At 63.6% G+C, this 18323-nt stretch carries 18 protein-coding genes and 1 tRNA gene; 8 read left to right on the top strand and 11 right to left on the bottom strand.

The genetic code is table 11. The annotated features are described in order from the left end of the window. Positions 1-40: 40 nt before the first annotated feature. Entirely contained in the window at positions 41-337 is a 297-nt protein-coding gene (locus IE101_RS18890; RefSeq protein ID WP_189635405.1) for a cupin domain-containing protein, read from the bottom strand. Positions 338-389: 52 nt separating this feature from the next. Continuing rightward, positions 390-1718 (bottom strand): omega-aminotransferase AptA, encoded by a 1329-nt coding sequence (gene aptA, locus IE101_RS18885; protein WP_189635404.1) that lies wholly within the window; start codon positions 1716-1718, stop codon positions 390-392. A gap of 239 nt (positions 1719-1957) precedes the next feature. Between aptA and IE101_RS18880 the strand changes: the two genes are divergently transcribed. Together IE101_RS18880 and IE101_RS18875 are read left to right on the top strand one after the other, a co-directional pair. After that, complete coding sequence (locus tag IE101_RS18880) at positions 1958-2581, top strand: TetR family transcriptional regulator C-terminal domain-containing protein (RefSeq protein WP_189635403.1); 624 nt, start codon at positions 1958-1960, stop codon at positions 2579-2581. 192 nt (positions 2582-2773) lie between these two features. Beyond that, positions 2774-4663 (top strand): potassium transporter Kup, encoded by a 1890-nt coding sequence (locus IE101_RS18875; protein ID WP_189635402.1) that lies wholly within the window; start codon positions 2774-2776, stop codon positions 4661-4663. Between the two features lie 114 nt (positions 4664-4777). Here IE101_RS18875 and preA read toward each other — a convergent pair whose 3' ends face one another. After that, a complete protein-coding gene (gene preA / locus IE101_RS18870; RefSeq protein WP_189635401.1) occupies positions 4778-6079 on the bottom strand; it encodes an NAD-dependent dihydropyrimidine dehydrogenase subunit PreA in 1302 nt (433 codons plus the stop codon). A 25-nt stretch (positions 6080-6104) separates the two neighbouring features. Beyond that, positions 6105-7433 (bottom strand): NAD(P)-dependent oxidoreductase, encoded by a 1329-nt coding sequence (locus tag IE101_RS18865; RefSeq protein ID WP_189635400.1) that lies wholly within the window; start codon positions 7431-7433, stop codon positions 6105-6107. 342 nt (positions 7434-7775) lie between these two features. On the opposite strand from IE101_RS18865, the gene accB reads away from it, so the two are divergent. The 3 genes from accB (at position 7776) to aat (ending at position 10376) form a co-directional block, all read left to right on the top strand. Beyond that, entirely contained in the window at positions 7776-8267 is a 492-nt protein-coding gene (gene accB / locus IE101_RS18860; RefSeq protein WP_189635399.1) for an acetyl-CoA carboxylase biotin carboxyl carrier protein, read from the top strand. A gap of 20 nt (positions 8268-8287) precedes the next feature. Further along, positions 8288-9637, top strand: coding sequence for an acetyl-CoA carboxylase biotin carboxylase subunit (accC, locus tag IE101_RS18855; protein WP_189635416.1), 1350 nt, complete (start codon positions 8288-8290; stop codon positions 9635-9637). 100 nt (positions 9638-9737) lie between these two features. Next, positions 9738-10376, top strand: a complete 639-nt coding sequence (gene aat, locus IE101_RS18850) for a leucyl/phenylalanyl-tRNA--protein transferase (RefSeq protein ID WP_189635398.1) — start codon at positions 9738-9740, stop codon at positions 10374-10376. On the opposite strand, the gene IE101_RS18845 is transcribed toward aat, so the two are convergent. The 6 genes from IE101_RS18845 to IE101_RS18820 all read right to left on the bottom strand — a co-directional run bounded on the left by IE101_RS18845 (position 10331) and on the right by IE101_RS18820 (position 14538). Beyond that, entirely contained in the window at positions 10331-10756 is a 426-nt protein-coding gene (locus IE101_RS18845; RefSeq protein ID WP_189635397.1) for a DUF2155 domain-containing protein, read from the bottom strand. The genes aat and IE101_RS18845 overlap by 46 nt on opposite strands. Beyond that, entirely contained in the window at positions 10753-11217 is a 465-nt protein-coding gene (gene mlaD, locus IE101_RS18840; protein WP_189635396.1) for an outer membrane lipid asymmetry maintenance protein MlaD, read from the bottom strand. The genes IE101_RS18845 and mlaD overlap by 4 nt, the downstream gene beginning before the upstream one ends. 21 nt (positions 11218-11238) lie before the next feature. Next, positions 11239-11613: an NADH:ubiquinone oxidoreductase subunit NDUFA12 gene (locus tag IE101_RS18835; protein WP_189635395.1), complete on the bottom strand. Its 375-nt coding sequence runs from the start codon at positions 11611-11613 to the stop codon at positions 11239-11241. A 181-nt stretch (positions 11614-11794) separates the two neighbouring features. Continuing rightward, on the bottom strand, positions 11795-13060 hold the full coding sequence (gene clpX / locus IE101_RS18830) for an ATP-dependent Clp protease ATP-binding subunit ClpX (protein ID WP_189635394.1): 1266 nt from the start codon (positions 13058-13060) through the stop codon (positions 11795-11797). 114 nt (positions 13061-13174) lie between these two features. After that, on the bottom strand, positions 13175-13807 hold the full coding sequence (locus tag IE101_RS18825) for an ATP-dependent Clp protease proteolytic subunit (protein ID WP_189635393.1): 633 nt from the start codon (positions 13805-13807) through the stop codon (positions 13175-13177). Between the two features lie 122 nt (positions 13808-13929). Next, entirely contained in the window at positions 13930-14538 is a 609-nt protein-coding gene (locus IE101_RS18820; protein ID WP_189635415.1) for a CDP-alcohol phosphatidyltransferase family protein, read from the bottom strand. An 87-nt stretch (positions 14539-14625) separates the two neighbouring features. Between IE101_RS18820 and IE101_RS18815 the strand changes: the two genes are divergently transcribed. Further along, positions 14626-15207: a CAP domain-containing protein gene (locus tag IE101_RS18815; protein WP_189635392.1), complete on the top strand. Its 582-nt coding sequence runs from the start codon at positions 14626-14628 to the stop codon at positions 15205-15207. On the opposite strand, the gene IE101_RS18810 is transcribed toward IE101_RS18815, so the two are convergent. Beyond that, positions 15208-16506: an ATP-binding protein gene (locus IE101_RS18810; RefSeq protein WP_189635391.1), complete on the bottom strand. Its 1299-nt coding sequence runs from the start codon at positions 16504-16506 to the stop codon at positions 15208-15210. Positions 16507-16567: 61 nt separating this feature from the next. Between IE101_RS18810 and IE101_RS18805 the strand changes: the two genes are divergently transcribed. Together IE101_RS18805 and IE101_RS18800 are read left to right on the top strand one after the other, a co-directional pair. Next, a complete protein-coding gene (locus tag IE101_RS18805) occupies positions 16568-17455 on the top strand; it encodes an MBL fold metallo-hydrolase (protein WP_189635390.1) in 888 nt (295 codons plus the stop codon). Positions 17456-17546: 91 nt separating this feature from the next. After that, a tRNA-Asn gene (locus tag IE101_RS18800) sits at positions 17547-17621 on the top strand. Positions 17622-18323 lie beyond the last annotated feature (702 nt).

The following is an 18323-nucleotide window of genomic DNA, read 5'->3' as shown; positions in this document are numbered from 1 at the left end:
TGGCGCAGAGATAGCCACCCCGGCGCCAGATGCAACCGGGCTACTTCAGCTCGACCTCGACAAAGCTCATGCTGGCCTCGCCCGCATTGACCACGTTATGTTCGGTGCCCTTGGGGCGCGAATAGGCCGATCCGGCGGGGACAAAGCTTTCGCGCACCTCGCCCCCCGGCAGCTCGAGCCGCAGGGCGCAATCCGTCAGCGTGGTGATGACATAGTCATGGCCGTGGACATGCCAGCCCGTTTCCGCCCCCGGCGCGAAATCATAGCGCCAGACGCGGACGCGATCATTTTCCATCAGCAGGGTTCCAGTGGCCTGCAGACGCATCTCTTCATCCATCTTGACCTCTCGCCTTGAAAGAAGGGCGGGGTGTCCCCCGCCCTGCCCGGCCTTACGGCAGCGTTTTCAACACATCGGCCAGGGTGCCGATCAGCGTATCGATCTGGTCTTTGCTGATGATCAGCGGCGGCGACATGGCGATGATATCGCCGGTGGTGCGGATCAGGATGCCCTTTTCATAGGCACGCAGGAAGGCCTCGAAGGCGCGCTTGGTGGGCTGGCCGTCGATGGGTTGCAGTTCGACCGCGCCGATCAGGCCCATGTTGCGGATGTCGATGACATGGGGCAGCCCTTTCAGGCTGTGCAGCGCATCGGCCCAATAGCCTTCCAATTCGGCCGCACGTTCAAAGAGCCCCTCTTCCTTATAGGTATCCAGCGTGGCGATCCCCGCCGCCGAGGCGATGGGGTTCCCGGAATAGGTGTAGCCGTGGAACAGCTCGATCATATGTTCCGGGCCGCTCATGAAGGCGTCATGCACCTCGGCGGTGGTCAGGACCGCGCCCATGGGAATCACGCCGTTGGTCAGGCCCTTGGCGGTGGTCATCATATCGGGCAGCACATCGAAATGCTGGGCCGCAAAGGCCGAACCCAGACGCCCAAAGCCGGTGATCACCTCATCGAAAATCAGCAGGATGCCGTGTTTCTTGGTGATGGCGCGCAGCTTTTCCAGATAGCCCTTCGGCGGCATCAGAACGCCGGTGGACCCGGCCATGGGTTCCACGATCACCGCCGCGATGGTTTCCGCACCATGCAGCGCCACGATCCGTTCCAGATCATCGGCCAGATGCGCCCCATGTTCCGGCTGGCCGCGGGTAAAGGCGTTCTGCGCGGGCAGGTGGGTATGCGGCAGATGATCAACCCCGCCCAGCAGCGTGCCGAACATCTTGCGGTTGTTCACGATCCCACCGACCGAGATGCCCCCGAAGTTCACCCCATGATAGCCGCGCTCGCGCCCGATCAGGCGGGTGCGCGCGCCCTCACCACGGGCCCGGTGATAGGCGATCGCCATTTTCAGAGCCGTTTCAACACTTTCCGAGCCGGAGTTCGTGTAGAACACATGCTCGATCCCCTTGGGGGCGATGTCGATGATGCGGTTGGCAAGCTCAAAGGCGATGGGGTGGCCCATCTGGAAGGCGGGCGCATAGTCCAGCTCGGCCGCCTGTTTCTGGATCGCCTCGGTGATCTTCGGGCGGCAATGGCCCGCGTTGCAGCACCACAAGCCCGCGGTGCCATCCAGCACCTGACGCCCCTCGGAGGTGGTATAATGCATGTCCTTGGCCGCAACGAACATGCGCGGATTTTGCTTGAACTGGCGATTGGCCGTGAACGGCATCCAGAACGCGTTCAGGTCATTGGGGGTGGGCTTGCGATCCAGCGCCATGGGACTCTCCCGGTTGGCCGCCTCTCTTGCATGGAAGCGGCTTGAGTTTCATTGACCATTAGGTCAAATTTTGACGGTAACAGCGCCTCTGATGCCGTCAAGCGCCCAAGCTCCGCAGGTATCAGAAGAAACGCCGTTCGCTTTGCATATTGACGGCTTTGGCGGCTTCGCTCAATCGGGTTCCGCCAAAGCGACAGCCTGAATCCGACATTTTGATCAAACCCGCGACCCGAGGCTCAATGACCCGATCCAAGCCCAAAACCCGAATCCAGCAACGAAACTCGGAGGCGATCCTCGAGGCCGCGCTCGAGGTTTTTTCGCAGGCGGGTTTCCGTGGCGCGACCCTTGATCAGATTGCCGACCGGGCGGGGCTGTCCAAGCCCAACCTGCTCTATTACTTCCCCTCGAAAGAGGCGATCCATGCGGCGCTGATTGCCGCGCTGCTGCGGGTCTGGCTCGATCCGCTGCGCGAACTGGATGCTGCGGGCGACCCGGTCGAGGAAATTCTGGCCTATGTCCGGCGCAAGCTGGAACTCAGCCGTGATTTCCCGCGCGAAAGCCGCCTTTTCGCCAACGAGATCCTTCAGGGTGCCCCGCGCATCGAGGGGCCACTGGTCGATGAACTGAAGCCACTGGTCGACGAAAAGGCCGCCGTGATTGCGGGCTGGATGGCCCAGGGACGGCTGGCCACGCTGGATCCGCACCATCTGATTTTCTCGATCTGGGCAACGACGCAACATTATGCCGATTTCGACGTGCAGGTCCGTGCCGTGCTTGGCCCCGGCCATGACCCGTTTTCCGAGGCGGAAAGTTACCTGCTCACCCTCTTCCGCAGCAGCTTGACCCCCAGGTCAAGCAATTGATTTAAATTGTTATTCTAGCAAAATTCGGGATGAGCGACCGCGACCGGCAGCCCCGGGCGCAGGTGTCGCGCCGAGGCCGCCGGTCTGGCCCGCCTCGGTCTGCCTGACGCGACCGGCCGACCGATCACCCCTGACAAAGCCGTGAAGGAAGGATAAACCAAGGCCAACACGAATCCACAGCGGGTCATCAACGTGTCGCATTCTGCCCAGGGCGAAGCTCCTCCTCACGCCCATGGTTCCCTCGCGAAACTTACCCTCGGGGCGATCGGAGTTGTCTACGGCGATATCGGGACCAGTCCCCTTTACGCCATGCGCGAATCCCTTCACGCGGCCGCGCATGACGGGCTGACGCGCGATGATGTGCTGGGGGTGATTTCCCTGCTCGTCTGGACGCTCACCCTCATCGTCAGCCTGAAATATGTGCTGCTCATCATGCGGGCCGACAACAATGGCGAAGGCGGGACGCTTTCGCTCATCGCGCTGGTGCAGCGCGCGCTGACGCGGCGCCCGGCCTGGCTGATCGGGATCGGCGCCGTGGGCATCTCGCTCTTCTTCGGCGATTCGATCATCACCCCGGCGATGTCGGTCCTCTCCGCCGTCGAAGGCAGTGTGCTTCTCGCCCCCGGTCTGCATGGCTTCGTCGAGCCGATCACCCTCGTGATCATCATCGCGCTTTTCGCCATGCAATCGCGCGGGACCGAGGCGGTATCGGTCCTTTTCGGCCCGATCATGGTGGTCTGGTTCCTTGTCATGGCGGTGCTGGGCCTCATCCATATCAGCGATGACCCGACGATCTTCGCCGCGCTGAACCCGATCCATGCGCTCGGATTTCTGCTGAACAACGGCTTTGCCTCGTTCATCGTGCTGGGTTCGGTCTTTCTGGCGGTCACCGGCGGCGAAGCCCTTTACACCGACATGGGCCATTTCGGCCGCCGCCCGATCCGCATCGCCTGGACGGCACTGGTCTTCCCCGCACTGACACTCAGCTATCTGGGCCAGGGTGCCATGGTTCTGGCCAATCCGGAAAAGGCGTCAAACCCCTTCTTCTTCCTCGCCCCCGACTGGGCGCTGCTGCCGCTTGTGCTGCTGGCCACCGCCGCCACCGTCATCGCAAGCCAGGCGGTGATCTCGGGCGCGTTCTCTGTCGCGAAACAGGCGGTGCAGATGGGCCTCCTCCCCCGGATGGAAATCCGCCACACCTCGGAAACGCAATACGGCCAGATCTACATGCCGCGCATCAACTCCATCCTGGCTGTCGGCGTGGTCACGCTGGTGCTGGCCTTCGGGTCATCCTCGAACCTCGCCAGCGCCTATGGCATCGCGGTAACGGGCGACATGGTCATCACCTCGATCCTCGCGGTCTTCCTGCTCAACCAGGCCTGGAAGTGGCCGCTCATCCTGACGCTTGCCGTGATGGTGCCGCTGATCGTGCTGGAAAGCCTCTTCCTCGCCGCGAACCTCACCAAGGTAATCGACGGCGGCTATATCCCGATCATCTTCGCAGCCTTCCTCTGCGTGGTGATGTGGACCTGGGTCAAAGGCTCGGCCCATGTGAAGCGCAAATCGCGCGACAGCTCGATCACACTCGACAGCCTGATGCGGATGCTGGAAAAATCCACCCCGGTCGAAGTCGCTGGCACCGCCGTCTTCCTCACGGCGGACCCCGAAATCACCCCGCCCGCGCTGCTGCACAACCTCAAACACAACCGCGTGCTGCACAAACAGAACTTCATCGTCACGGTCACCGTCGAACCGGTCCCCGAAGTGCCCGAAAGCGACCGACTGCAGATCGAGCGCCTCAATGACCGCTTCGTGAAGATGAACCTCACCTTCGGCTACATGGATGATCAGAACGTGCCCAAGGCGCTGGCCCTCGCCCGCAAGCAGGGCGAGAAGTTCGACATCATGACCACCTCCTTCTTCCTCAACCATCGCAGCTTCCGCTCGGCTCCGAACGAAGGCCTGCCCCGCTGGCAGGAAAAACTCTTCATCTCCATGGCCCGCGGCGCCACCAATGCGACCGAATTCTACCGCCTGCCTACCAACCGCGTGCTGGAACTCGGCCAGCAGTTGACCATCTGACCCAGAACAGAAACGGGGGGCCAAAGCCCCCCGCTCCTTCTTCATTTTCTGTCCTCAAATATCCTCAGGGGGTGAATGGCCGGCAGGCCAGAGGGGGCGCGAGCGCCCCCTCCCTCACTCCGCCGCCCGCACTGACGGGTTGTTCGGATGCTGGGTCCAGTTGGCATAATCGCTCACCGCGCGGCCGGTGCGTGGGTCAACCTCGCCCTTCGGCATCTCGACCATGGTGATGCAGTTCTCCACCGGGCAGACATTGACGCAAAGGTTGCAGGCCACGCATTCCTCGTCCTTTACCTTGAAGGTGCGGTCTGCGGTCATCTCGATGGCTTGGTGGCTCGTATCCTCGCAGGCGATATAGCAGCGCCCGCATTTGATGCAGTCATCTTGGCTGATATGCGCCTTGGTGACATAGTTCAGGTTCAGATACTGCCAGTCGGTGACATTGGGCACCGCACGGCCCACCAGTTCCGACGTATCGGCAAAGCCCTTGCGATCCATATAGTCCGACAGGCCCGAGATCATTTCCTGCACCACCTTGAAGCCATAGGTCATGGCCGCGGTGCAGACCTGCACATTGCCCGCCCCCAGCGCCATGAATTCGGCCGCGTCGCGCCAGGTGGTCACCCCGCCGATGCCGCTGATGGGCAGGCCCGCCGTCGCGGGCGATCGCGCAATCTCGGCCACCATGTTCAGCGCGATGGGCTTCACCGCCGGGCCGCAATAGCCGCCATGGGTGCCTTTGCCGTCAATCGTCGGCTCCGGTGCGAAATCATCCAGATCGACCGAGGTGATGGAGTTGATCGTATTGATCAGGCTCACCGCGTCGGCCCCGCCGCGCTTGGCGGCCTCGGCCGGTTTGCGGATATCGGTGATATTGGGCGTCAGCTTCACGATGCAGGGCATGCGCGAATACTGTTTCACCCAGCGCGTCACCATCTCGATATATTCCGGCACCTGCCCCACGGCGCTGCCCATGCCGCGTTCGGCCATGCCATGCGGGCAACCGAAGTTCAGCTCGACCCCATCGGCCTCGGTGTCTTCGATGCGCTTGAGGATGTCCTTCCAGCTTTCCTCATCGCAGGGGACCATCAGGCTGATGATCAGCGCGCGGTCCCGCCACTTGCGCTTGACCTCCTTGATCTCCTGCAGGTTCACCTCCAGCGGGCGGTCGGTGATCAACTCGATGTTGTTCAGCCCCAGAAGGCGGCGGTCCGCGCCCCAGATCGCGCCATAGCGCGGCCCCGAGACGTTGACGACCGGCGGTCCTTCCGACCCGAGGGTCTTCCAGACCACGCCCCCCCAGCCCGCCTCGAAGGCGCGCTCGACATTGACCTTCTTGTCGGTCGGCGGGGCCGAGGCCAGCCAAAAGGGGTTGGGGGATTTGATGCCGATGAAATTGGATGCGAGATTGGCCATTTTGCGTGTCTCCGTTCCGCGGGCCTCAGCCCGCCTGCCCCATCAGGGCGGCATGGATGTCTTCGGCGGCGTCGCGGCCCTCGGCCACGGCGGTGACGGTCAGGTCCTCGCCCCCTTCGGCGCAATCGCCCCCGCACCAGAGCTTTTCGGCCGGGTGGCGCGGCAGCTTGCCCCCCGCAAGGGCGATGCCCTCGGGCGCGCCGACCAGTGTCTGACCGATGGCCTTGAAGACCTGATCGGCCTTCAGGGTAAAGCCCTCGGACGACAGCTTCAGCCCCTCGGGACCATCCTCGGTATAGACGAATTCGACCGCTTCGGCCTTGTCGCCCCCCACCACGCGCAGCGGCGCGGCGCCATAGATGATGCGCACGCCCGTCTGGGTCGCATGTTCCTGTTCATAGGACGAGGCGCTCATCTTCTCTTTGCCGCGGCGATAGACGATGGTCACATTCTCGGCGCCCAGAAGCTTGGACTGCACCGCCGCATCGACCGCGGTCATGCCGCCGCCGATCACCACCACATCGCGGCCCACCGGCAGCGTGGCGCGGTTTTCGGTCTGGCGCAGGTCGGCGATGAATTCGACCGCCGGGCGCACGCCCTCCAGATCCTCGCCCGCCGCGCGCAGGGCATTGACGCCCGCAAGCCCGATGCCCAGGAAGACCGCGTCATATTCGGCCAGCAGATCGGCCAGCGCCACGTCCTTGCCCAGGGTCACGCCATGGCGCACCTCGATCCCGCCGATCTTCAGCAGCCACGACACCTCGGCCTGGGCGAAGTTGTTGGTGGTCTTGTAGGTGGCGATGCCATATTCGTTCAGGCCGCCCGACTTGGGCTTGCGCTCCAGAATGACGACATCATGGCCCTTCATGGCCAGACGATGCGCGCAGGCCAGACCGGCCGGCCCCGCCCCCACCACCGCGACGCGCTTGCCGGTGGATGCCGCGCGGGTGAAGGGATGCACCCCCGTCGCCATCAGCGTGTCGGTGGCATAGCGCTGCAGGCGGCCAATCTCGACCGGTTTGCCTTCCGCCACCTCACGCACGCAGACCTCTTCGCAGAGCTGTTCGGTCGGGCAAACGCGGGCGCACATGCCGCCCAGGATGTTCTGGCCAAGGATGGTGCGTGCCGCAGCCTCGGGCGTGCCGGTGGCGATCTGGCGGATGAAGAGCGGAATGTCGATCGAGGTCGGGCATGCCGTCATGCAGGGCGCATCATGGCAGAAATAACAACGATCCGCGGCGACCCGGGCCTCATGCCGGTCAAGCGGCGGTTCGTGATCGGCAAAGTTTTCGGCATAGGCGGCGGCGGGCAGACGGCCGGGCACGATGCCGGGCGTAAGCTGGCTGTTGGACAAGGTCGAGCCTCCCGTTGGCTGGTTTGGTCTTCTTTTTTTGGTTTTGATGCCTTCACTGTGCCACGTCCTGATTTTTTATCAATCGGTAAAATTACGGCCAGTCGCAAATTTTGGCCGCTGCCGTCGGAACGGGCAGATCGGGGGCGGGATGCCCGCCGCTTGCACAAATCCGGGCGCCCAATGGCGGCCGTTTCGCCCCAGGGCGGGGACCGGGGGGCGCAACACGCAAAGGCTTTTCACCCAAGCCATGCTCGCGTATAAGGCAGGCCAGCCACGGCGGGGCCTGCTTGCGCTATCAGATCAGGCCGACCATATCCGCCACACAAAAATGTAGAGGATGGCATGAGCAAACACTCCACCGACGCCGACGTTGCCTTCATTCAGGCTCTGGCGGAACTTCTGAACAAGAACGACCTGACCGAGCTTTCCGTGAAGCGCGAATATGGCGAGGATGACAGCCTCGAAGTGCGCGTCGTGAAACAATCGAACATCGTGACCACGACGGTCGCGGCCCCCGCTGCGATGGCCGCGCCGATGATGGCGGCCCCGGCTGCCGCTGCCGCCGCTGCCCCCGTCGCCGCGGAAGATCCGGCCCAGCATCCGGGTGCCGTGACCTCGCCCATGGTGGGGACCGCCTATCTGGCCGCAGAGCCGGGCGCCACGCCTTTCGTGACCGTGGGCGCCACTGTCACCGAAGGCCAGACCGTGCTGATCATCGAAGCCATGAAGACGATGAACCACATCCCCGCCCCCAAGGCCGGCACCGTGAAGCGCATTCTTGTGTCCGATGGCACCCCGGTCGAATACGGCGCGCCGCTTCTGATCATCGAGTGAGGGGCAGCGCCTTGACCCAGATGTTCGAAAAGATCCTGATCGCGAACCGAGGCGAGATCGCGCTGCGCGTGATCCGTGCCTGCCGCGAGATGGGGATCAAATCCGTCGCCGTGCATTCCACCGCTGATGCGGATGCGATGCATGTGCGGATGGCGGATGAATCGGTCTGCATCGGCCCCGCCCCTTCGGGGCAGAGCTACCTCAACAAGGCGGCCATCATCTCGGCCTGCGAGATCACCGGCGCGCAGGCGGTGCATCCGGGCTATGGCTTTCTGTCGGAAAACGCCTCTTTCGCGCAGGCGCTGGAAGACCATGGCCTGACCTTCATCGGCCCCTCGGCCGAACATATCCGCGTCATGGGCGACAAGATCACCGCCAAGGATACGGCCAAGGCGCTGGGGATCCCGGTGGTGCCGGGGTCGGAAGGCGGCGTGCCCGATTTCGAGACCGCTCTGAAAGTGGCCGCCGAGATCGAATACCCCGTCATCATCAAGGCGACCGCCGGGGGCGGTGGCCGTGGCATGAAGGTGGCCCGCAGCCCCGAAGAGCTTGAAGTGGCCTTCCGCACGGCCCGCAGCGAGGCCAAGGCCGCCTTCGGCAATGACGAGGTCTATATCGAGAAATACCTGCAGAAGCCCCGCCATATCGAGATCCAGGTCTTTGGCGATGGCAAGGGCAAAGCCGTCCATCTGGGCGAGCGCGACTGCAGCCTGCAGCGCCGTCACCAAAAGGTCTTTGAAGAGGCCCCCGGCCCCTGCATCACCCCCGCCATGCGCGCCGAGATCGGCAAGATCTGCGCCGATGCCGTGGCGAAGATCAACTATATCGGCGCCGGCACGATCGAGTTCCTTTATGAGGACGGGAAGTTCTATTTCATCGAGATGAACACCCGTCTGCAGGTGGAGCATCCGGTCACCGAAGGCATCTTCGGCGTCGATCTGGTGCGCGAACAGATCCGCGTGGCGGCCGGTCTGCCCATGTCCTTCGGGCAGGATGATCTGGAGATCAACGGCCACGCCATCGAGGTGCGGATCAATGCCGAGCGTCTGCCGAACTTCGCCCCCTGCCCCGGCAAGGTGAAGGTCTTCCATGCGCCCGGCGGTCTGGGCGTGCGGATGGATTCGGCGCTTTATGGCGGCTATTCGATCCCGCCCTATTACGACAGCCTGATCGGCAAGCTGATCGTGCATGGTCGCGACCGGCCCGAGGCGCTGGCGCGTCTGAAGCGGGCACTGGGAGAGCTGATCGTGGACGGGGTCGAGACCACCGTGCCGCTGTTCCATGCGCTGTTGGCCGAGCCGGACGTACAGACCGGGGAGTACAACATCCACTGGCTGGAAAAATGGCTTGAGGCCCAGTTCGGCAAGTGATGCCTTCCCCCGGCGGCCCGCGTCCGTGCAGGCTGCCGGGGGTTTCACACCCCCGGACCCCCGTGGGATATTTTCAGACAGAAAATGAGGGGGCGGCGCGATGGCAGAGGCCATAAGCCCCGAGCTTTTGCTGAGCGCCTATGCGGCGGGCGTATTTCCGATGGCGGCTGCGGCGGATGATCCGGAGTTGCATTGGGTCGATCCGCGACGGCGGGGTATTCTGCCGCTGGAGGGGTTCCATATTTCTCGGACCTTGCGGAAGGAGATTCTGCGCGGGGGCTATGAGATCCGGGCCAACAGCGATTTTGCCGGGGTGGTGGCGGGATGCGCCGACCGTGAGAGCACCTGGATCAATGCCGAGATTTTTGCGCTTTATCTGGAGCTGCACCGTCAGGGGCGGGCGCATTCGCTTGAGCTTTGGGAGGAGGGGCGGCTGATGGGCGGCACCTATGGAGTGGCGCTGGGGGCGGCATTTTTTGCCGAAAGCATGTTTTCACGGCGACGGTCGGCCTCGAAGATCGTGCTGGCCTGGTTGATGCATCGGCTGCGGGCGGGGGGATTTACGCTCTGCGATACGCAGTTCCTGACGCCGCATCTGGCCACGCTGGGGGGGATCGAGATCAGCCGGGCCGATTATCACGCGCGGCTGGCGGCCGCGCTCGGGCGCGCGGCCTGTTTTGAGCCGGAAGGGTATCAGCCTTCCTGCGGGGCGGTGGTTTCGTCTTCCTCGGGGGCCTGAGGCTCAAGATCCAGTTCAGGTTGATCCGGCGTCACGCAACGCAAAACCCAGACGTCATAACGCGGGTGTTCCAGCGCCGAAAGCGCGGGCGAGGAGGCGACCATCCAGCCGGAGAAGACCGGGGTCTTGGCCCCCTCTTCGCGGATGGTGAGATGACCGAAAGCATCCGAGGCGGGGTTCGCGGTCGGGTAGCGGCATTCATCCAACTGGATCGTGAGGCGCCCCGAAACGGCAGACTGGCCGCTGGACAGTTCGATATCCGCTGTTTCGCCGGTCATCTTGTCGAGCCAGCGCAGGATGCCACCGGGCGCGGTTGTCACCTGATCTTGCCCGAGGGCCGGGGTCGCGGCAAGCACAAAGGCCAGCGCGACCCGCTTCATTGTGCCATCGCGTCTTCGGCGCTTTTGCCCACGAATTTCATGAGCAGACCGATCAGGCTGACCGAACCCTGGGTGTCTTCGATCTCTGCGCCTGCGGGGAGGTTGTCAGGCGAGCCGCCGGGGCGAAGTTCGATGTAATTTCCCCCCAAGAGCCCCTCGGATGAGACGAGCGCCGCCGAATCATCCGGGATCTGAACCTGTTCACGCAAGGTCAGTGTGGCATCGGCATAGAAGGTTTGGGGGTTCAGGTCGATCTTCGACACCGTGCCCACCTTGACGCCCGCAAGGCGCACATCGGTGCCCACGGTGATCCCTTCGGCCGATTGGAACGAGGCGCGCAGGTCATAGTTGTCGGTGGCCCCGGCAAAGAGCCCGGTGCCCTGTGCGGCATAGAAGAGGAACCCCGCGGCAACGGCAAGAACAGCCCCGCCGGCCAGAATTTCGCTGGTATTCTCTGACATGGATGTGCCCCGTCTGGCGCCTTATTCTGGCTGCCAGGCCTCATAATCGCGGCGCTCCACCGGCGCGCCTTTGCGGATGGACCCGGCAGGGGCGAAGGCTGCGAGCGTGCCGGTCAGGTTTTCCTGATGCGGCTGTTCCCAGGCCTTGTGCTTGAGCGGGGCCTCGGTCGGCGGCTGATCCCAGGTGAAGTGCAGCCAGCCATGCCAATCGGGCGAGACGCGGCTTGCTTCGCATTCGCCATTGAAGATCACCCAGCGGCGTTTGCCATCGCGGGTCTGGTAATAGATATTGCCCTGATCGTCCTCACCGACCTTCACCCCCTTACGGGCCGTAAAGATCTGGGTGCCGAGCGTCTGGCTGTTCCACCAGGTGACGAGACGCTTGAGGAAATACATGGCAAACCTCCGAAGGTGTTTGCCTTCCTATGGCGGAAAGCGCGCGCAAGGTCTAGGGGCAAGTGGCAGACGATCGCGTTGGCAGGCCACAAGCTGCTGAATTTCTGTGAGGCCCCCAAGGAAAAAGGCGGCCCGGAGGCCGCCTTCCAAAACACATCGGAGAAAACACTGCCACTGACCATCAGCTGGCGGCGGCAGGCTCTTTCTTCTTGGTTTCGGCATGCACCAGCAGCGGCTTGGCCCCGGCATTCACAGCCTCTTCGTTCACCACCACCTCGGCCACGTCCGTGAGGCCCGGCAGTTCGAACATGGTATCCAGCAGGATATCTTCCATGATCGAGCGCAGGCCGCGTGCGCCGGTCTTGCGCTTGATCGCCCGCTTGGCGATGGCCGAGAGCGCCTCAGGCGTGAAGGTGAGCTTCACGGTCTCGATCTCGAACAGGCGCTGGTATTGCTTGACCAGCGCGTTCTTCGGCTCGGTCAGGATGGTGACAAGCGCGTCCTCATCCAGATCGGTCAGGGTCGCAATCACAGGCAGACGGCCCACGAATTCCGGGATCAGGCCGAATTTCAGCAGATCTTCCGGCTCCAGCTCCTTGAACAGCTCGCCCACGCTGCGGTCTTCCGGACCCTTGACGCTGGCACCAAAGCCGATCGCCGTGCCTTTGTTGCGCTGTGCGATGATCCGCTCCAGCCCTGCGAAGGCACCACCACAAATAAACAGGATGTTCGTGGTATCGACCTGCAGGAATTCCTGCTGCGGATGCTTGCGCCCGCCCTGCGGCGGAACCGAGGCGATGGTGCCTTCCATGATCTTCAGCAGGGCCTGCTGCACGCCCTCGCCGCTCACGTCGCGGGTGATCGAGGGGTTGTCGGACTTGCGCGTGATCTTGTCGACCTCGTCGATATAGACGATGCCGCGCTGCGCGCGTTCGACATTGTATTCGCTGGCCTGCAGCAGCTTGAGGATGATGTTTTCCACATCCTCGCCCACGTAGCCCGCTTCGGTCAGCGTGGTGGCATCGGCCATGGTGAAGGGCACGTCAAGAATGCGTGCCAGGGTCTGCGCCAGCAGCGTCTTGCCGCAGCCGGTCGGCCCGATCAGCAGAATGTTCGACTTCGACAGTTCGATGTCGTTCTTCGAGCTGTGGTTCAGGCGCTTGTAATGGTTGTGCACCGCGACCGAGAGCACGCGCTTGGCATGTTCCTGGCCGATCACATAGTCATCCAGAACCTTGCAGATCTCGCGCGGGGTCGGAACGCCATCGGTGCTTTTCAGCCCGCTGGACTTGGTTTCCTCGCGGATGATGTCCATGCACAGCTCGACGCATTCGTCGCAGATGAACACGGTCGGCCCTGCGATCAGCTTGCGAACCTCATGCTGGCTCTTGCCGCAGAACGAGCAATAGAGGGTGTTCTTGCTGTCGCTGCCGGAATTGTTCGCCATTGTCATCCTCTGCCGTGCGCGCCCCGGGGCGCCTTATCGAAAGCTTAGGGCAAGCCCCGTGCCATCACAATGTCAAATCGCCCCCGGCCGGACGGGCCGCCGGGGGCAGAAAGGTCACTTCGCCTCGCCTTCGGCCTTGCCGCGGCTTTCGAGGATCTCGTCGATCAGGCCCCAGTCCTTGGCCTGTTCGGCAGACATGAAATTGTCACGCTCCAGCGCGGCTTCAACCGTGTCATAGTCGTTACCGGTGTGCTTCACGTAGATTTCATTCAGACGGCGCTTCAGCTTTTCGGTCTCGCGCGCGTGGATCATGATGTCCGTCGCCTGCCCCTGATACCCGCCCGAGGGCTGGTGCACCATGACGCGGCTGTTGGGCAGCGAGAAGCGCATGCCCTTTTCGCCCGCGGTCAGCAGCAGCGACCCCATCGAGGCCGCCTGTCCGATCACAAGGGTCGAAACTTTCGGGCGGATGTATTGCATGGTGTCGTAGATCGACAGGCCCGAGGTCACGACACCGCCGGGGCTGTTGATATACATCGAGATTTCCTTGTTCGGATTCTCCGCCTCAAGGAACAGGAGCTGGGCGCAGATCAGGCTCGACATGCCGTCATGGACCGGACCGGACAGGAAAATGATCCGCTCCTTCAACATGCGCGAATAGATGTCGTAGGCGCGCTCGCCGCGGCTCGTCTGTTCGACGACCATCGGGACGAGGGTGTTCATGTAGAATTCGACCGGGTCTCTCATATTCGCCTGCCTGTTACCATCGCTTGAGCATTATCGACCAGTTGTTACCCGAGTCTTAGTGCCGCGTTACGGGGGCTGCAAGGGCAGACGGGGCAAGAAACCCCGCGCGGGCGGGCGCGCGATCAGCGGCCAAAGACACGGTGGGCCAGCGCAACCCGCGCGAACGCAGTGGCGAAGCACAAGGTGCCGAAGATCCAGGCCAGGGATGCAAAGGCCGGGGGGAAGAGGCAGAGTGCCACGAAAAATGCAATTGTTTCCGTGCCTTCCAGCAAACCTGCGGTGAAGTAGAGCGATTTTTCCCCGCGCGCATTCGTTTCCAGCCCGCGCTTTTCCGCCAGGATGGCATAGCCCAGAAAGGTGGCGCCATTCACATAGAAGCTGCACAGAAGAAAGGCCGCGGCAGGGCCGTTGGCAGGGTCGCGCAGGGCAAAGGCCACCGGCACCGCGCCGTAGAACAGAAAATCGCAGCAAATGTCGAGATAGCCGCCGAAATCGCTTTTCCGCCCGGCGCGGGCAATCGCCCCGTCCAGCCCGTCGGCCAGACGCGACAGCAGGATCAGGACCAGCGCCCAAGCCGTCGGGCCCCCCGCCGCCAGCACCCCTGCCCCGGCAAGGCCAAGGCCGAGGCCGATCAGCGTCACGGCATTCGCGGACACGCCTTGCGCGGCCAGCCGCCGACCGGCACGGTTCAGGGGCGCGTCGATCCGCCGCCGCATCCAGCCATCCAGCATCACGCCCCCTTTGTCGCCAGTTCGCAGTTGCATTCACCCGGCGTTCGCGGTTTCTGCGCGTGATCCCGGTCAGAAAGGACTGTTCACATGATGTCGATCCGCCTTGCAAGTGCTACGGCCCTTTGCGCGCTGCTGGGGGCCTGCATCATCGTGCCGATTCCGATTCCGGCCGAGGTGGCCAAGGACGTGCCCTTCGCTGTGACCCTGCCTGCGGGCGGCACGGCTGCGACGGCGAAGGCCACCCCACTTCCCGCCGCCACCTGCCCGCGCCCGGCCCGCACTGCGGCGCTGCAACAGGCAGTGATCGCCGAGGTCAATGCGCTGCGTGCAAGTCGGGGGCTTGGGGCGCTCCGGGCCTCGGACCGGCTGGCCGCCATCGCGCAGAATCAGGCCTGCGACAATGCCACCCGCCAGATCGTGAGCCACACCGGCAGCGACGGGCGCGGCCTGACAGGCCGGGCGACGGCAGGGGGCTATCGCTGGTTGGCGGTGGCGGAAAATGTGGGGCTTGGCCCCTATGGAGATGCGAAGGGGATGGTGGGGCTATGGAAAGCCTCGCCCGGCCATCTGCGGAACATGCTGAACCCGAGGGTGACCGAAGCCGGCCTCGGCCTTGCCGATCATGGCGGAGAACCCGCATGGGTGCTGGATCTGGGGCGCCCGCGCTGATCAGCGCGCCAGCGCCAGCTCCGCCCGAAGCCCGCCCAATGTCTCGCTTTCTCCAAGCCGCAACGCACCGCCGTGGCTGCGCGCCACGTCGGCCGCAATCGACAGCCCCAGCCCGACGCCGCCACCCCGGTTCGGATCGCGCGCGCCATCCAGCCGGGCAAAGGGCTGCACCGCCTCATCGCGACGCTCCATCGGTATGCCGGGGCCGTCATCCTCAACAATGATCCGCGCGCTGCGTTCGCCCCCGATCACGGTCACACGCGCCCGACTGCCAAAGCGGCGTGCATTGCCCAGCAGGTTTTCCAGCGCCCGCGTCACCGCCGCGGGCCGCAGTCGCAGGATCAGCACCGGATCGCCCGCAAGCTCGACCTTCTGGCCCGCCCGTTCGGCATTCTCGATCACCCGCCGCACAAGATCGACCAGGTTGACCTCCTCGGTCTCTTCCGTCGCATCGCCCCGCGCGAAGGCGAGGAATTCGTTCACCAACCGCTCCATATCCGCGACATCGGCCAAAAGGGCCGCGGTTTCCTCATCCTCGGGCAGCATCGACAAGCCCAGTTTCAGCCGTGTCAGCGGCGTCCGCAAATCATGGCTAACCCCCGAAAGCATCCGCGTGCGGCTTTCAATCGCGCGTTCGATCTTGGCGCGCATGTCCAGAAAGGCTGCACCCGCCGCCCGCACCTCGGTTGCCCCCCGCGGACGATAGGTGACATGTTCACCCTTGCCAAAGGCCTCGGCCGCGCGGGCCAGCCGCAGGATCGGCGCCATCTGGTTGCGTAGAAACAGATAGGCGATCCCCGTCATCAGCACCGAAGTCACGATCATCAGCACCAAGAGCTGATGCGGATTGGTGGCAGACATACGGCGTCGATCCAGTGTCAGGCGCAGTGTTTCATCCCCAAGTGCCACATCCGCGCGGACGTAGTTGTCCTCATGCGTCAAATCGGCGCCCAGAAACCCCGGCAAATCCGCCTGCAGCGTCGTCGCTAAGACACTGCCCGACAGATCGAGCGCATCGCGCCGCACCCCGGACATGGGCGCAGTGATCGGGTTCACCGCAAAGCCAAGGCCCGCGGCCAGTTCAGCCGCATCGTCCAGCCGCCCGGCGGCCCGCAGATCCAGCACCAACCGCAGCTCGGCCACCACGCCGCCGGTCATCTGCTGCGTGACGCGTTCGAAATGCCGCTGGATGAAGGCTATGGACACGACCAGCTGGATCGTGACGATGGGCACGACCAAAATAAGCAGGGCCCGGCCATATAACCCGCGCGGCAGGATGGATTTCATGCGAGGTGCCATTCCGCAATCCTAACGGCTCGGGGCGTGGCGCGGAAGGCCCACAAGAACAGGAGCGCAGATCATGGATCATCCCAGCCCCCCGGGCGTGGTGCAGCATCTTGAACCGGGGCTGCGCATGGTGCTTGCGCCCAACCCCTCGCCCATGACGCATTGGGGCACCAATACCTATCTGCTTGGCGCGGGCGAGGTCACGGTCATCGACCCCGGGCCCGCGGACGACCGCCATCTTGCCGCCCTTCTGGCGGCGCTAGAGCCGGGGGAACGGATCACGCAAATCCTTGTGACCCATGCCCATCTGGACCATTCGCCCCTGGCCCGCCCGCTGGCCAGGGCGACCGGGGCCGAGATCCTCGCCTTTGGCGGGGCCACCTCGGGCCGCTCGCCCCGCATGGCGGCCCTTGCAGGGCTTGGCGGGGGGGAAGGGCTCGACCATGCCTTTCAGCCAGACCGCCTTCTCCGGGACGGAGACCAGATCCTCGGCGCAGACTGGGCGCTGACCACCCTGCATACGCCCGGGCATCTCGGTGGGCATCTGTGCTTTGTTTGGGGCGAAACGCTGTTCTGCGGCGATCACGTGATGGGGTGGGCTCCATCCCTTGTGTCGCCGCCTGACGGGGATATGACGGACTATATGGCATCGCTGGACCGCATCGCCCAAGGCGGATGGAGGCGCGGCTATGCCGCCCATGGCGCGCCCCTGCCCGATCTTCCGGCCCGCATCGCCGAGATCACCGCCCACCGGCGCAGCCGGGAAGCCGCCATCCTTGCGGCGCTGACAGATTCCCCCGATCTGACCACGCTTCAGCACCGCGTCTACGCCGAACTCGCCCCGGCACTGCAACCCGCTGCCCGCCGCAACCTCCTCGCGCATCTAGTTGATCTGGCTCACAGAAAGAAGATCGTCCCCGACACCGAGGACTGGCAGATCACCCGTTTCCATCGAATTTGAAGGGTCCTCGAAAAAACTTTGCAAAAGGGTGATTTTTTCTGCCTCCCCCCTCTTGCCCCCCCCGAAACCCACCGCTATACACCCCACATGTTCCGGCGTAGCTCAGCGGTAGAGCAGTTGACTGTTAATCAATTGGTCGTAGGTTCGATCCCTACCGCCGGAGCCAGAAATCCTCAAAGATTTCAATGAGTTACAGGGGAAGCGGCAACGCTTCCCCGTAGCATTTCAGACACTCGCAAACATATGGCAAACATTGTGCAGCTTCCACAGTGGTGGGCGCGCAGCATCGCATGAGGCGCGCGTCAGGCTCGCAAACAACTGATCTCACTGCACAATCCTGCACCGAGGGAAATCCCGACCGAAAATCTGGCGCAAGTGTGGGTCGATTAGCCCCCCCCTGCCTAGGCCCCCACCCCCGACCTACATAGGGGGGGCATCTTCCCATGGACCCCGCACCCAGTCACATAGTCATCTAGTCAAGTATCATGCTGCATGCCCGAGGACGCCCCCGAGCAAACACACGATCAAACACAATGAACCAAGGAATCAGACGGGGCGGGCTGAAACCCGGATAACATGGGGGCTGACGCGCAGACGACACGCGACACGCGACGCCCCTCAACACGCGCGCAAATCCGCGTCACAGCGCACGACGCTCCCGAAACGCGACGTGTCCCCCCATCGAACGCGCAACACGCCCCCAGCCCTCTTGCAGCAAGCGCACAGCGCAGGCGTCCACAGTGGGCGACGCAAGGCCAAGTTACCCGTCACTCGACCATCCGTGAACCGTGCCGATGTTATGGTCCGTTATGTAGGGTCAGGACCCATTAAACGGCTTGAGGCTGCCCTTCCTGCGTGATTCAAGCTC

Origin of the sequence: Gemmobacter lanyuensis, assembly GCF_014652355.1 — a bacterium.
GTDB lineage: Bacteria > Pseudomonadota > Alphaproteobacteria > Rhodobacterales > Rhodobacteraceae > Gemmobacter > Gemmobacter lanyuensis.
The sequence above is the reverse complement of the archived record's forward strand: the minus strand, read 5'-3'. Positions and strand labels throughout refer to the sequence as shown.